Genomic DNA, 14,556 nt, shown 5'->3' on the forward strand with positions numbered 1-14,556 from the left:
TTGGCTTTTAGGCTCCACAAGCTGCTTTAAATTAAGAGTGTGAGCAAATTTTAGAGCTTGCTCCTCAAGTAAAATGAGAAACCTGTTATGAAAATCCAATTTAAAGTTCAGCACTATCAAACCGCAGCCGTTGACGCTGTGATTGATTGCTTTGCCGGTCAGCCTTATCAAGATGCTTTTAGTTATAAAATTGACCCAGGTACAGTTCAGTCTGCAGAGTTTAATCAGGGCGCGTTGTCACTTGCAGCAGCTGAGCCTGATTCAGCTGAACACGGTTTTCGTAATCAGCCCATTCAGTTAACGCCAGCACAGTTGCTGAGCAATATTCACAAGGTGCAGAAACAGGCCAATCTGTTTCAGTCAAAGGGTTTGCAAACTTTCACCACAAGCGCTGGCAAGCCGATGCCCAGCAGCTATAAGCCCGGTGCGGCACTCAATATTGATATTGAAATGGAAACCGGTACGGGTAAAACCTACTGCTACATTAAAACCATTTTTGAGATGAACCAACAGTTTGGCTGGAGCAAGTTCATCATCATGGTGCCCAGCATTGCCATTCGTGAAGGCGTACAAAAATCCCTGCAAATCACCGCAGAGCATTTTGCCGAGCAATACCATAAAAAGGCACGCTTCTTTACCTATAACTCCAAGCGCTTGCACGAGTTAGAGAGCTTTTCCAGTGACTCTGGCATCAATATTATGGTGATGAATATCCAAGCGTTTAACGCCAGCGGTGCGGATAACCGTCGTATTTATGACGAGCTGGATGACTTTCAATCACGCCGTCCGATTGATGTGATCAGCGCGAACCGCCCGATTCTGATTCTTGATGAACCGCAGAAGATGGAAGGTAAAGCCACACTCGAAGCGCTGCCAAGGTTTGAGCCACTGTTTATTCTGCGCTACTCAGCGACACACAAAACCACGCACAACCTTGTGCACCGTTTAGATGCGGTCGACGCCTATAACAATAAGCTGGTGAAGAAAATTGCCGTGCGCGGTATTCATACCCGTGGCATTGCTGGCACGTCAGCGTATTTGTATTTACAAGACATTGAAATTTCTAAGCACAGCCCAGTGGCTCGTTTAGAAATGCAGGTGCAACTCAAAACTGGCGTGATTAAGCGCCAAGTAAAGCGCATCAGCCAAGGTGATAACTTGTTTGATTTGTCTGGTGGTTTAGATGCCTACAGTGACCGTTACGTGGTAGCACAAATTGATGCGTTGGCTGACACCATTGAGTTCACTAATGGTGTCGTGTTGACAGCAGGTGATGTGCTGGGCGATGTCAGTGAAGAGCAACTGCGCCGTATTCAAATTCGCGAAACCGTTAACGCCCACTTAGAGAAAGAAAAGCGCTTATTTGCCCAGGGTATTAAAGTGCTGAGCCTGTTTTTTATTGACGAAGTCGCTAAGTACCGCGACTACAGCCAAGACGATGAAAAGGGCGAATATGCACGTATTTTTGAAGAAGAATACCAAGCTGCCCGTGATGCTTATTTACATGAGCTAGCCTTTGATAATGATGCGTACCGTGAGTACTTGCGCAATATCAGTGCTGAATCAACCCACAACGGTTACTTCTCGATTGATAAGCGCAAAAGCCAATTGGTCGATCCCAAAGTCGCTAAAGCCACCGGCTTATCTGACGATGTGGATGCTTATGATTTAATCATGAAGGACAAAGAGCGCTTGTTATCGTTTGAGGAGCCAACCCGCTTTATCTTCTCGCACTCAGCGTTGCGTGAAGGCTGGGATAACCCGAACGTATTTGTGTTGTGCATGCTCAAGCAAACTGAAAGTGCCAGCACCATCTCGCGTCGCCAAGAAGTGGGGCGTGGTTTGCGTATTGCTGTAAATAAGTCGGGCGAACGCATGGATAGTCCTGAGCAGGTGCATCAAATCAATGTGCTGACTGTGGTGGCCAATGAAAGCTACAGCAGCTTTGTGGATGGTTTGCAGAAAGAAATGCTGGAAGAGTTATCGGCACGACCGCGTAAAGCGAACGAAGATTACTTTAAGGGCAAGGTGATAGCCATTGATGGTGGCCAGCAGGAAATGACGGAACTGCAAGCTAAGCAGATCTATCGTTACCTGATTAAAAATGATTACGTCGATGAAGAAGATAACTTAACCGATGTATACCACGAGGATCGTACTAACGGCACACTGGCCGCCTTGCCTGAAGAGTTACAACCGCTGGCTGAGCCTATTCAAGGATTAATTGCTTCTGTATTTACCAATGAAGCCTTGCCAAAAGTACAGGATGATCGTGCAGCTAAAACCAACAATCGCAACGAAGTAAACTTTCATAAAAAAGAGTTTCAGGCGCTGTGGGCACGGATTAACCGTAAGGCGGTGTACCGTGTGGATTTTGATTCTGCAGAATTGGTTAAAAAAGCAGTTGCGCAGCTCGATGCCAAGCTTAATGTCACCTTGCTGCAGTACGGTGTACAAACCGGTGTGCAGAAAGACACCTTCACCGGCGAAGATTTAGGTCGTGGCGCCACTTTTCAGCAACAAGAAAACCGCAAGACCGATGAAAATAAGCCGATTATTTCCACGGTTAAATATGATTTGCTGGGCAAGATCGCCGAAAACACCGAGTTGACCCGTGCAACAGTGGCGCAGATTTTATCGCAGATCAGCTCTAAAAAATTCTACCAGTTTCAACAAAACCCAGAACACTTCATCAGTGAAGTTAGCCGCATCATTAAAGAGCAAAAAGCAACGACGGTGATTGAGCATCTAGCGTACAACTTGACCGATGAAACCTACAGCGACAGTGAAATATTTACAGCCACGCAAGCAGGGCAAGACTTCAGCAATGCGACCGAGAAACTCAGTAAGCATGTGTACGACTATGTGATTGCTGACTCTAAAGTTGAGCATAAGTTTGCCCAGGCTTTAGATATCAGTGCTGAAGTTGCAGTCTACGCCAAGCTACCGCGCGGCTTCTTAATCCCTACACCCGTCGGCGACTACAACCCTGACTGGGCCATCGCTTTTACTGAAGGTAGCGTTAAGCACATTTACTTTGTCGCAGAAACCAAGGGCAGCCTGACCAGCATGGATCTGCGCTCCTTAGAACAAAGCAAAATTGAATGTGCACGTAAGTTCTTTATTGAGCTGGCAGAAAAGCAGAACGACCCGAGCATTAAGTATGAGGTCGTGGACAACTATGAAAGCTTGCTGGATTTGGTGAGTTAGGTTTATTCAAGATTGAGCTGCTTGTGTGATAAAGCCTAGAGAGCTGCTTCAGGCTATATGTGCTCAAGCTATGGCAGGCTGTTTAGCATAGATAATCGTATACAAAATGCTGCGCCGGTTTTGCAGGTGTGTATGCAATGCTTTACGAGCTGCGTTGACTGGTTTTATACTCAGCCGCAATATACCCGCCATGCCTATGACTTGTTCGCAAGTTAAGCACAAATCGAGCGGGTTTTTTATTTCTAGTCTACAGAGAAGTCAGCATTTCAGTGCTGCGCGTAATCGTGTGATTACGCGCTCAACCAGCACAGCGGTTTTGCGTGAGAAGCTGCAAGAGCGGGGCTTTATCATCAATTTACGCAGTGTGCAGCGTGATTTAAGGGTACTGCGCAAATGACTACCGATACCATGTACAAGCTGGACTCCATCAGTGAACTGGGTGGTCTTGGCAGTAAGGCTATGCTGGTCAGTTATCGGGCTCTTCGCATTTAAGGGTGTAGAAAAAATCTGACGGCTGGAAAAGGTGTCGGGGAACCTAGAAAATGTAAGCTCCTACACAAACAAAAACCAAGCCCCCGACGTGAACAATCTTACCTTTTCAAGCCCTGATCTTTCCAGCTTTTGCCAGCTGAATAACCTCGGCCTTGTTGCCACTGGGCAGCACCTTTGCGCAAAACACGCAGTCATCGAATGTCGTTTCACCAAAGCACCCGAACCATGCCCCAAGTGTGGGTCTGCTGGCCTTTCACGCGGCACTGTCGAAAGGCATCTTGCTCACACACCTTACGGACAACGGTCAACCCGATTGCTGCTGCGTATCCGTCGCTGGAGTTGTGTTTGCGGCTGCTTCTGGCATGAAGACACCAGCAGCGCTGCTCCGCCACGCTCAAAGCTTTCCTATGGTGCGATGCGCTGGGCATTGGCTACCATCGTGCTGGATGACTTGTCGATATCGCGCATTGCAAACCATCTGGGCGTTGCTTGGCACACTGTTAATAGCGCTATTCTCAAAGAAGGTAAGCGCCTGCTTTTTAATGACCCAAAGCGGTTTGACGGTGTGACCGTGCTCGGTGTGGATGAGCATGTCTGGCGGCACACACGCCGTGGTGACAAGTATGTCACCATTGTGGTTGACCTTACACCCGTGCGTAACAAAACCGGACCATCGCGCTTGCTGGCTGTGCTGGAAGGCCGCTCCAAACAAGCCTTTAAGCAGTGGCTGAACAATCGTCCCAAGGCTTGGCGTGACCAAATCGAAAGCATTGCCATGGACGGTTTTACGGGGTTTAAATCTGCCGCGCAAGAAGCCCTGCCTCAAGCCCAAACCGTGCTGGATCCTTTCCATGTCGTGCGCTGGGCAAGCAACATGCTGGATGAATGCCGCCGGCGTGTGCAACACGACATCCTGGGCCGCAGAGGGCGTAAAAACGACCCGCTCTACAAAAGTCGTCGAACGCTACTGACCCGGATCAGCTACCTGTCTGACGCCAACAAAAAGCAGCTGTTCCAGCTGTTTGCAGATGAGCGCCACCTTGAAGTGGACTGCACCTAGAGCATGTACCAACGGGTGGTCAGCGCCTACAACGAGCCGGATCGAGGGCGCGGCAAAAAGCTCATGCAAGAGGTTATAAATATCATTACAGCCAGCGACTTGCCCAAAGCGCTCATTGAGGTGAAAGGCTTGGGGAAAACGCTGAAAAAATACGCCCAGAGCATCCTTGCCTACTTCGACCGGCCAGGAACCAGCAACGGTCCAACAGAAGCTATCAACGGACGACTTGAACACTTGCGAGGCACCGCCCTGGGCTTTAGAAATTTAACCCACTACATAGCCAGGTGCTTGCTGAAGTCAGGAGGGTTTAGAAATCAGCTACACCCTTAAATGCGAAGAGCCATTAAAGCAGCGCTGATGAGTACGGACAAACGCAGAGTAGGATATGGCAGTGTAAGGGGTAGGCGGCGAGCAAAGTGACCTTAAATACTGACATCCACAAAGCCGCCCATGCCACCGATACTGCCAGTTTCAATGCTTCCAGCTGAAACGAGTTCAGAGGCGGAAGAGGCGAGTGCACCTTGCTGGAGGGACTGATCTAAGGTTTCCAGTTCGCGTTCAATGCTGGCAAACAACTTGCGCGATTCCTTGTCATTCACTTGGTGCTTGGCTTTCAGCAGGCTCAGCACTTCTTTGAGCGTTTTTCTGGCTTCAGTGAGTAAAGCACGCAGAACTTTATCGTCGGTATCTTCACTCTGGCGCTGGCCAGTTGCACGAAGCTTATCCGTCTTGGAATCGTGCTGCTCATCAGTTTTGTCAAGAGCGTCGCGCTTAACACCTGCTGATAGATTAGCGGCTTGCTGCGCCTCTGCTTCAGCTGTCTCGGCAGCCATTACGGTGCTGGCTAGCGTTTCATGTGATATGGCTAACTCTGCCATACTGGTATCTTGCATGTGAGCAAGCTCAGTGCTGCTGTCTACTCTAGCCATTTCCTCGCTACCGCCATCCGCACTCGTTTCGCCTGAAGCAACCGACATAGGCGGCATATGGCCCAAGCTGCCGCCGGAGTTGCCCAGTTCCTTGCTCAGTGCTGCCAGTTCTTTGGCAATTTGCTTAACTTCCTGTGCCAGTGCCTTGTAATTGCCGGGAGGCAATTTTGCCATGATGGACTTTAAAGTATCCAAGCGCTGTTTCAGTAAAGCCGCACGTTGACTGGCCATTTTTTTAGGCGAGGCGTTTTTCTTCATCTCTTGCAGCTTAGTCACAGCCGTTTGCATATCGTGCATCTGCTTCTTGCGCCGCTCGAACAGCACCTTACCTGCGTGGCTTTCGTCCCGCTCACCCATAAACGCCTGCTGAGTCTGGCCAGTGGGTATATCTCTAGAGCTAAAAGAAGGCAGGCTTGGTTTAATCTGCATAGCGTGACGTACTCCAATCAAAGTGGCTCGCTCATTGCGTTGGCTGAGCCTTAACCATCCACCACCTTGTATCGGTTCCTGGAGTGAAAGCTTGAGTGTTGGGGTTCAGCATCCAGAGGAGTTTTATCCAATGCTACTGATTGATAGGAAGCATCAATCCATCTACAGGACTGGTTGTACCAGCAAAATGCTGACGCAGATAGACTTGTTAATTAAGGGCTTTTCAAAAGTATCAATTCCTGTCTCTTATCTGGAAGGCCCAGAGCAGTCACTCGCAAAATAAGCTCTTATCGTGGATATCTTGGACAAATTCGACGCACTACCAAGTGTTGTCGCCAGAAGACGGTTTGTAAATACTCGAATCAGAGGCATGATATTGACACAGATTATTCTTGCGACTCTTGAGTACTTTCTGTGAAGAAAATCTTACTTGTTCTGGTCTTCGCCTTTGGCCTGTTCCAACTTCAGCAGGGTGGGCATCTTGATGCTCTGCTTAATAGCGGCGGCTCTACTCAGTCCGACTCTGCCGGTTACTCGAACCTGTCCGCGCAGGAACAGGAGCTGCAGAAGACGCTGGGGCGGATTAGCCGAAACGGTCCATTCCCTTACCAACGCGATGGCATCACCTTCGAAAATCGGGAGCGATTGTTGCCAAGCAAGCCGCGGGGGTATTACCGGGAATACACAGTGGACACGCCCGGTTTGTCGCACAGAGGGCCGCGCCGGGTGGTGACCGGTGGTAACCCGCCAGTGTAGTTCTATTACACCGAGGATCACTACCGTTCCTTTAGCCAAATCAGGGGGCACTGACATGACGACAACACCTGAACAGTCCGCGCCAATCACCTGGCAACCGAGGCACCAGCTGGATCAACCTGCCGTTGCTCTGGATGCAAATGGTCGGTTGAACAAGTCGATCCTGTTGCAGGCGCTTTGTGGCGCTTTCAACTTTCCGGATTACTTCGGTGACAACTGGGATGCAGCCTATGACCTATTGCTCGATCATGTGGATCAGCTGTCAGAACCTGCACTCTGGCGCTTCTCGATTGAGGACGCATCCGAAGTGGATGAGGCTGATCTGGCGGACTGGATCCAACTGATGATGGACGTTTGTACCTATGCCAACGCCCGTGAAATCCAGGTGCGCGTAGAGATATACGGGGATGCCCTGGCGTGTGGTGTTGGCTCTCTCGGATTTACCACCGATTCTCCCGAGCGTCAATAAACCCACATCTCCACCCGCCGGTTTCTCACGCGGCCACTGCCGTTGCTGTTGGTGGCCACCGGCAGTTCGTTACCAATGGCAAGAATCTCCCTGACGGTGACGCCCCTTTCGTTCAGGACGCGCTTGACGGTGGCGCTGCGCAGCCTGGCCAGCAGTTCCTCTGCGCCTCCCTGACGCGTGTCGCCAAGGCCCACGAGCACTACATGGTTATCCATCTTGTCGTGCGCATTCAGATATTCCACCAGGCGGTCAATGTCCTGCCAGGCTTTGTTATCCAGCTGAGCTGTGTGCTCCTTGGTGCGAAAGTTGACTGACAGGCGCAGGGCTTCCGCAGCCAGTTGCTGGTAGGTTCGGGGCATGTCGGCGTGTGGTTCCAGTTTGATGGTGCGGATGTTCTGCCCGACAAAACCCACCTGGTCGACAATCTCTTGGCCCGCGTGGCTCCGGGCAAACTCGATCAGTGCTCTGGCCAGTGGATTGGTCTCATCCGGGCGGATGTACATAAACAGCCGGCGGGACAGGGGATAGTCTTCGGTGGTCACCAGTTCCGCGGTAGGCAGCATGGGGCGGGAGTTGCCCGAGGACAGGGCAATGGCTTTGGAAGGGGCAATACCCGACAGGCCGACAAAGCCGATGCCGTGGATGTCGCCGGCAACCGAGCGGGACAGGGCACTGGTCGAAGCGAAGCGTTTGGCATCAGCGGCCAGCTCAAGCTGGCGTGGGGTCAGCACCAGATCGCGGAAGGTTTCCCAGGTACCGGAGTTGCTATCCCGGGCATACAGTTTGATGGGGCCGGGCTGGCCGCCCAGCTCGCGCCAGTCGGTTATCCTTCCGGCAAATACCTCGGCCAGCTGTTCGAGATCCAGCGCGGTCAGCGGGTTGTCAGGATGGGCGATGACTGCGAGACCATCCAGGCCGATCACCTGCTCGGCTTCTGCGCTGAGCATGTCGCCGGCCGTGGCCAGGGCCAGGGCCTCGTCGTCATGAATGGGGCGGGAGGCTGCGCCGATCTGGGCTGTACCCGCTGCCAGTCCTTTGAATGCTGTACCAGAGCCATGGGCATGCAGGGACACTTCAATGCTATCGCCCTCACTGCTGATGGCAGTGATCAGGTGTTCGCGGGTGTCAGGATTGAGATGCGCCTGAATATCGCTGGCTCCCGCCTCACGGAGCATGCCCTCGACCAGTTGCGGTGCCAGTTTGGCACCTATGGTATTGGAACCGTTGATCTGTAGCTGCAGCGATGCCGCTTGAGCCGGAATACCGAAACCGACCAGGCCGGCAAACAAGAATATACGAATACGAGGGAATAACAGCGACGAGCGTTTTGACATTTCCGTTTACCTGATAAATGTAGAAGGGTAGGCGGGCCGGATTATATTGCGGAAATGTTTCGGGAATATGACGGGATATGATCAGACGAAAAGCAAACCGAGAACGCCTACCCCCAATGCCGCCAGCAGGATTGAGCTGGCCCAGCGTGCCAGCGGCAGGCCTCCGATTACCAATACTATCCCGGCCTTGACGGCGGTATTGGTCAGCGCCGCAAGGAGAATGCCGCGCACGGCCACGTCGTTGGCCAGCTCGCCCTTGGCTTGTTGGGCCAGGGCGATGGTTACGGCATCCACGTCGGCAATCCCGGCAATGACTGCGAGGATATAGACGCCTTCACTGCCAAACCAATGCTCTGCACCCTTGGATAATATGAATATCAGCGCCAGGAACCCGGCCATGATCAATGCCTGTTGAAGATCCAGCGGGTTATGCATCGGTGGTGTATGGCCTACCGGCCGTTCATCCCGGCGGCGTAACAGGATCCATAACAATGCCATCAGGGGTACCAGTGCCAGCCCGAGCAAGCCTGGCAGCATGGACGGCAGCAATGTGCGATTGACCACTGCGACTTCCAGTATCAAACGTAACGCCATGGTGCCGCAGGCCAGGGCAATGCCCGCTCCAAGCAGGGCGTTGCGGCTGCCATCCGAGCGTGCCATGCGCGAGAAAGCGAGGGTCAGCGCGGTACTGGACGCGAGTCCGCCGAGCAGGGCGGTCAGCACCAGCCCAACACGATCTCCCAACAGTCTGACGGCGAAATAACCAGCGAAACTGATGCCGGCAATCAGGATCACCAGCCAGCCAATCACCTGCGGGTTGATGCTGCCCCACGGGCCCATGGCCTCGTTGGGTAGCAGCGGCAGTATCACCAGCACGATCACCAGCAATTGCAACGATGCATTAAGCTCCAGGCGGGATAGACTGCGCAGCAGTGCATGCAGCCGTTCCTTGGCGCCTAGCAGTACTGCAGTTATTACTGCCGCCGTCGCCGCTTCCAGATACAGACCGTGCACAGCGAGCGCGCCAAGCAGGAAAGCCAGCAGCGCGGCCACTTCGGTGGTGGCCCCCAGATCACCGGTGACTTTGCTGCTGTGGATGTAACCGACGATAAGCAGGGCGGTGACGCCCAGCAGCGCCGCCGCTGATATCCAATCCGACGACAGCATGCCCAGCTGCGCGACCACTCCGCCGGCCAGACCCAGCAGACCAAATGTGCGGATGCCGGTTACTGTCTGATCGTCGATCTCCTGGTGTCGCTCGGCATCCAGGTTCTGCGACTGCCAACCCCGCTCGAATCCGATGATCAGTCCGACCGCCAGGGCAATCAGCAAGCCCAGCAATTCCGTACCGTAGTTCAATCCATTCATTGCTTGCCACCTGCCTTTACCTGTCCCGACGCCAGACCCTTATAGTGCCCCATGGGCATGTCCAATTATAGGGCTGGTTAAACACCGCTTCAATCAGAGTGGCGTCGGTCTTGCCGGTCTGTCGTGCGCCGCCAATCAGCAAGGAATTGCTTTTTTGTTCCCGGTAGGGCGCATTCTAGAGCATTGTGTAATACACTTTACCGGCGAAAGCCTATCCTGCATTAGTCCACACCCGCCTACAGTTTTTCGTCATGACGAAATTTCCTTGGTACCAGGGTTTTGATTTGCAGTTGAGCAGGGAAGCGTATGGTATCGGTCATGTTTGATGGTGCGCTGAAATTGTCTTGCGTCAGCGCTGAAACTGTCTTGGCCGTGATGCCCGTGTAGTGGTCAACTAATTCCGGACACATTTTTAAGTTTTTCTTCCAGCTCAGTAGGGGGCAGCCCACCATTAAAGGTGTGAGGGCGGTCTTGGTTGTAATACCCCATCAGATAGCTGCTGATATCTTTCCTGGCTGCCGGCAAACTGTGATAGCCAAACGCAGGCATCCATTCTGTTTTCAGGCTGCGAAACAGCCGCTCCATAGGAGCATTGTCCCAACAATTGCCCCTGCGGCTCATGCTCTGAACCATACGGTAACGCCAGAGCCTCTGTCGGAACTTTTTGCTTGCATACTGTGATCCCTGATCAGAATGAAATATCACTTTTTTCGGGCGACCGCGCTGCTCCCATGCATGGTCCAGGGCTTTGGTCGCCAGACTTGCATCCGCCTTGTCCGACATTGCCCAACCAACCACACGGCGTGCGTATAGGTCCAGCACTACTGCCAAATAGCTCCAGCGTTGCCCTGTCCAGATGTAGGTGATATCGCCGCACCAAACCTCATTGGGCTGCTTCACATCAAAATTCCGGTCCAGCCGATTCGGGATATCCGGTCGCTCAGCAACGGCATTTTTGTAGGCATGTGGCCCCGGCTGCTTGCAGATTAAATTCAGCTCGGACATCAGCCGGCGAACTTTAAAACGACCGATGTGAATATCCATCTTGGCCAGCAACCCCTTCAAGGTACGGCTCCCAGCGGCGCAAGGCTGATTCACCAACACCCAGGGATGTGCTGGCCTGGGCGATACTGTAGCCTTGAACCAGCACCAAACAGGCGGCTTTTTTCTTGAACTCTGGGGTAAACGTACGTCGCTTTCTAGTCATCGAACACCTCTCAATGGCGAGCATTATCGCCTAAATGGGTGTCCGGTTTCATTAGACCACTACAGTTGCTGCAGTAAAAGAGGGTGTTGCAGCACCAATAGAAAATAGGCTTAGTCTATGAAATACTTACCACATAACAAGTTAATTAACTTTGCGTCACTGGCATCGAGCGCGTTACTGAACGTCGCTGTATGTAGTGCTAGGTATTAAGGAAAGAACGATGTTTATTAAACGGAATAATCGAACACTGCGTGAATGGTGGCAGTCTCCAGTTACTATGAAAGATCGAGCAGCAGGCGCGCTTGTCGGCGGCTTTGGCGGTTTTTGGATTGGCGTACTTGGTCGTATTGGTCTTGGGACACTCCCAGTTTCTTTCAGTGAAGTCACAGCTTGGGCGTGTGTTATTACTATTTTTGGAGCTAGTGCAGGAATTGCTTTCCCCAAGCCTGTAGCCGTCGTTCTTTTTCCGTTTTCAATTTTTGGAGGTGGTAACTAGATGGTCAATCAGAACCAATGGTCTCCTTGCGAACACCTACGATGGCTTAGCTAAAGACGCTAGGGCTTTATATGGACGAATGGACAGCGATCACTCTTCTTTCCACGATAACAGGCGTTTTGTGTGCGCTCTACTTTAGAGGCACTACCGCATGGGTGACATCAGGATTGCTTCCTTGGAGCGGGGTACTGGTTTGGTTGCTCTACCAAGCGTACTTCACTCCATATCGTGGGGGCGGTGCAAGTATGTGGCCCATAGCTCAGCTATTTGCAGGCACCGTTGCTGCATTGATAGGATTGGCCGCTCATGCTGCCGTTAAGGGAGTTTTTCGTGCTAAACCTTAACCTTACGAGCAGGATGTTTACTTGGGTCAATGGGATATTTCGTAAGCGGGCAGCAGCGTAAGGTATCAGGGATATGATTTGGTTCGTTCGGTATACATTCACTTATCCTCTTAACGTGGAGAATCCAAGGCAGTCTCTAATAGACGCGCTTCATAGCAACGAGTTGGAGTACTCGAAAAGTGGTACGCAGTTCAAAATCAAAAGGAAGCTCGGATTATTTTTTCGCAACTCTTGGAACCCTATTTTTGTAGGAGACTTTGAGTATAAGGCCGGGCGCAGTCACTTATGTGGCTATTTCCGAGTTCACTGGTACACACTAATCTTTAGCGCAGTTTTTCTGGGCGCGTTGCTTTTTGAATTGATAGCCACGTTTTTTCAGCCAGAAATCCGATCCGGATATACTCTTGGCTGGAAGGCTGAGAGCATAAAGTCCACGCTGACCTTCATTGCTGCGTTTTTTGGTGTTACGTTTGTCGGTTGGCTGTTTGGTCTTTCCAGTGCTCGCCGTATCATCGCAGCCATTCGCGAAAGCACTGCCGGCTAACTCTAGCGTTAGCTGCACTATCGGCCTTGCCCTGTAAGCACCTGATTCATATTTCATTTCAAGCTAGACGGAGTGTATTGTCTCTCGCTGAAGTGTCTATTTGTATTAGGCCAGAACAGTCGGCATCGGTCTACCTCATAGGCACTGTGTTCAATCAGAAAAGGCAGATTATCATGCGTGGTTAAACCAACACACCTTGGCTGCGTAAGTAGTCGTCATAGGTGCCGTGGAAGTCGTTGATGCCGTGCTCGCTCAGCTCAATAATGCGCGTCGCCAAGGAAGACACAAACTCACGGTCGTGACTGACAAAAATTAGCGTGCCGGGATAGTTTTCCAGCGCCAAGTTCAAAGCTTCAATGGATTCCATATCCAAGTGGTTGGTTGGTTCATCCATCAACAACACGTTAGGCTTTTGCAAAATCAGTTTGCCAAACAGCATCCGACCCTGCTCACCACCAGAAATCACTTTGACGGATTTTTCAATGTCGTCACCGGAAAACAGCATCCGCCCTAGTGTGCCGCGTACCATTTGCTCGCCTTCAGCGGTCCAGCGACCCATCCAGTCATACAGGTTCATGTCCTCGGCAAAGTCACTGGCGTGGTCTTGGGCGAAGTAACCAATTTCTGCGCTGTCCGTCCATTTCACATGGCCGCTCATGGGGGGGAATTCATCCATCATGGTGCGCAGTAGCGTGGTTTTTCCTATGCCGTTTGGGCCAATAATCGCTACGCGCTCACCGGCTTCAATCTGTAAGTTCAAAGTATCAAACAGCACATCGCCATCAAAGCCTTGGCTTAGCTCATGCAAGACGACTGCTTGGCGGTGCAACTTTTTACCCTGCTCAAAGCGAATAAAGGGGCTGATACGGCTCGAGGGTTTTACTTCTTCTAGCTGGATTTTATCAATCTGTCGCGCTCGGCTGGTGGCTTGCTTGGCTTTTGAGGCGTTAGCTGAGAAGCGGCTAACGAAGGCTTGCAGCTCGGAGATCTGTGCTTTCTTCTTGGCGTTATCACCCAGCAGACGCTCACGAATTTGCGTGGCAGCGGTCATGTACTCATCATAGTTTCCGGAGAATAGGCGAATTTCACCGTAATCCAAGTCCGCCATGTGCGTACAGACGCTGTTCAGAAAGTGGCGGTCGTGGGAAATAATCACCATGGTGCTGTTACGGTTACTGAGGATTTCTTCCAGCCAGCGGATGGTATTGATGTCCAAGTGGTTGGTCGGCTCATCGAGCAACAGCACATCAGGATCAGAGAACAACGCCTGCGCCAGTAACACGCGCAGCTTCCAGCCGGGTGCTACTTCACTCATTAAACCAAAGTGCTCTTCCACGCCAATGCCTAAACCGAGCAATAATTCACCCGCACGTGATTCGGCGGTGTAGCCATCCATTTCGGCGAATTCTGTTTCCAGCTCTGCCACGGCCATGCCGTCTGCTTCGCTCATTTCAGGCAACGAATAAATACGGTCGCGCTCCGCTTTGACGGTCCATAGTTCTTCATGGCCCATGATGACCGTATCAATCACGCTAAATTGCTCATAAGCAAACTGGTCTTGGCGCAATTTACCCAAACGAATATTGGGCTCCAGCATCACGTGACCTGCGGAAGGCTCTAAGTCGTCGCCGAGAATTTTCATAAAGGTTGATTTACCACTGCCATTGGCGCCAATCAAACCATAGCGGTGACGGTTGCCGAATTTTACAGAGACATCTTCAAACAAGGGTTTTGCACCAAATTGCATGGTGATATTAGCAGTGGAGATCACAAATAAATCCTGAGTAGTCGAAACGCGGACGCGTAAAAAGGCGGCAATTGTACGCGCATTCGCGGGCGCTAGCACGCGGCAATTTTCCCGTAGTTACAAAGTGGGTGCAGGTATCCACGCTTGCTTAAGTGCTCGTTTGATTTTAAA

General features: G+C 51.6%; 10 protein-coding genes and 2 pseudogenes. 6 read left to right on the forward strand and 6 right to left on the reverse strand.

Going from position 1 to position 14,556, the window contains the following annotated elements; translation table 11 throughout:
• Window positions 1-87 precede the first annotated feature (87 nt).
• Together QEZ41_RS06320 and QEZ41_RS06325 are read left to right on the forward strand one after the other, a co-directional pair.
• Entirely contained in the window at window positions 88-3,210 is a 3,123-nt protein-coding gene (locus QEZ41_RS06320) for a type III restriction-modification system endonuclease (RefSeq protein ID WP_289410551.1), read from the forward strand.
• A gap of 580 nt (window positions 3,211-3,790) precedes the next feature.
• A pseudogene (locus QEZ41_RS06325) lies at window positions 3,791-5,092 on the forward strand (ISL3 family transposase).
• A gap of 92 nt (window positions 5,093-5,184) precedes the next feature.
• On the opposite strand, the gene QEZ41_RS06330 reads toward QEZ41_RS06325, so the two are convergent.
• Window positions 5,185-6,120, reverse strand: a complete 936-nt coding sequence (locus QEZ41_RS06330) for a hypothetical protein (RefSeq protein WP_289410552.1) — start codon at window positions 6,118-6,120, stop codon at window positions 5,185-5,187.
• Window positions 6,121-6,534: 414 nt separating this feature from the next.
• Here QEZ41_RS06330 and QEZ41_RS06335 point away from each other — a divergent pair, with 414 nt between their 5' ends.
• Together QEZ41_RS06335 and QEZ41_RS06340 are read left to right on the forward strand one after the other, a co-directional pair.
• Window positions 6,535-6,876 (forward strand): guanyl-specific ribonuclease, encoded by a 342-nt coding sequence (locus tag QEZ41_RS06335; RefSeq protein WP_289410553.1) that lies wholly within the window; start codon window positions 6,535-6,537, stop codon window positions 6,874-6,876.
• A gap of 55 nt (window positions 6,877-6,931) precedes the next feature.
• Window positions 6,932-7,345 carry a barstar family protein gene (locus tag QEZ41_RS06340; protein WP_289410554.1) on the forward strand — a complete coding sequence of 138 codons (414 nt, stop codon included), beginning with the start codon at window positions 6,932-6,934 and terminating at the stop codon, window positions 7,343-7,345.
• On the opposite strand, the gene QEZ41_RS06345 is transcribed toward QEZ41_RS06340, so the two are convergent.
• From QEZ41_RS06345 to QEZ41_RS12040, 4 genes and pseudogenes are all read right to left on the reverse strand, one after another.
• Complete coding sequence (locus QEZ41_RS06345; protein ID WP_289410555.1) at window positions 7,339-8,679, reverse strand: substrate-binding domain-containing protein; 1,341 nt, start codon at window positions 8,677-8,679, stop codon at window positions 7,339-7,341. The two genes, QEZ41_RS06340 and QEZ41_RS06345, sit on opposite strands and share 7 nt — an antisense overlap.
• Before the next feature lie 81 nt (window positions 8,680-8,760).
• On the reverse strand, window positions 8,761-10,047 hold the full coding sequence (locus tag QEZ41_RS06350; protein WP_289410556.1) for an MgtC/SapB family protein: 1,287 nt from the start codon (window positions 10,045-10,047) through the stop codon (window positions 8,761-8,763).
• Window positions 10,048-10,437: 390 nt separating this feature from the next.
• Window positions 10,438-11,130: pseudogene (locus QEZ41_RS06355) on the reverse strand (IS3 family transposase); the annotation flags it as partial.
• Window positions 11,066-11,278 carry a transposase gene (locus QEZ41_RS12040; protein WP_434556797.1) on the reverse strand — a complete coding sequence of 71 codons (213 nt, stop codon included), beginning with the start codon at window positions 11,276-11,278 and terminating at the stop codon, window positions 11,066-11,068. The gene QEZ41_RS12040 and the pseudogene QEZ41_RS06355, both read right to left, overlap by 65 nt.
• Window positions 11,279-11,474: 196 nt before the next feature.
• Between QEZ41_RS12040 and QEZ41_RS06360 the strand changes: the two genes are divergently transcribed.
• Together QEZ41_RS06360 and QEZ41_RS06365 are read left to right on the forward strand one after the other, a co-directional pair.
• Window positions 11,475-11,750 (forward strand): hypothetical protein, encoded by a 276-nt coding sequence (locus QEZ41_RS06360; protein ID WP_289410557.1) that lies wholly within the window; start codon window positions 11,475-11,477, stop codon window positions 11,748-11,750.
• A 417-nt stretch (window positions 11,751-12,167) separates the two neighbouring features.
• Window positions 12,168-12,638: a hypothetical protein gene (locus QEZ41_RS06365; RefSeq protein WP_289410558.1), complete on the forward strand. Its 471-nt coding sequence runs from the start codon at window positions 12,168-12,170 to the stop codon at window positions 12,636-12,638.
• A gap of 181 nt (window positions 12,639-12,819) precedes the next feature.
• Here the strand turns inward: QEZ41_RS06365 and QEZ41_RS06370 are convergent, their stop codons facing one another.
• Window positions 12,820-14,409, reverse strand: coding sequence for an ABC-F family ATPase (locus QEZ41_RS06370; RefSeq protein ID WP_289410559.1), 1,590 nt, complete (start codon window positions 14,407-14,409; stop codon window positions 12,820-12,822).
• Between the last annotated feature and the right edge of the window lie 147 nt (window positions 14,410-14,556).

Origin of the sequence: Thiopseudomonas acetoxidans, assembly GCF_030362935.1 — a bacterium.
GTDB lineage: Bacteria > Pseudomonadota > Gammaproteobacteria > Pseudomonadales > Pseudomonadaceae > Thiopseudomonas > Thiopseudomonas acetoxidans.

What these genes read in the sequence shown, in the direction of transcription:
- QEZ41_RS06345 (WP_289410555.1), bottom strand. Translation starts at nt 8,679, where the DNA reads ATGTCAAAACGCTCGTCGCTGTTATTCCCTCGTATTCGTATATTCTTG.
- QEZ41_RS06365 (WP_289410558.1), top strand. Translation starts at nt 12,168, where the DNA reads ATGATTTGGTTCGTTCGGTATACATTCACTTATCCTCTTAACGTGGAG.
- QEZ41_RS12040 (WP_434556797.1), bottom strand. Translation starts at nt 11,278, where the DNA reads ATGCTCGCCATTGAGAGGTGTTCGATGACTAGAAAGCGACGTACGTTT.
- QEZ41_RS06330 (WP_289410552.1), bottom strand. Translation starts at nt 6,120, where the DNA reads ATGCAGATTAAACCAAGCCTGCCTTCTTTTAGCTCTAGAGATATACCC.
- QEZ41_RS06350 (WP_289410556.1), bottom strand. Translation starts at nt 10,047, where the DNA reads ATGAATGGATTGAACTACGGTACGGAATTGCTGGGCTTGCTGATTGCC.
- QEZ41_RS06320 (WP_289410551.1), top strand. Translation starts at nt 88, where the DNA reads ATGAAAATCCAATTTAAAGTTCAGCACTATCAAACCGCAGCCGTTGAC.
- QEZ41_RS06360 (WP_289410557.1), top strand. Translation starts at nt 11,475, where the DNA reads ATGTTTATTAAACGGAATAATCGAACACTGCGTGAATGGTGGCAGTCT.
- QEZ41_RS06340 (WP_289410554.1), top strand. Translation starts at nt 6,932, where the DNA reads ATGACGACAACACCTGAACAGTCCGCGCCAATCACCTGGCAACCGAGG.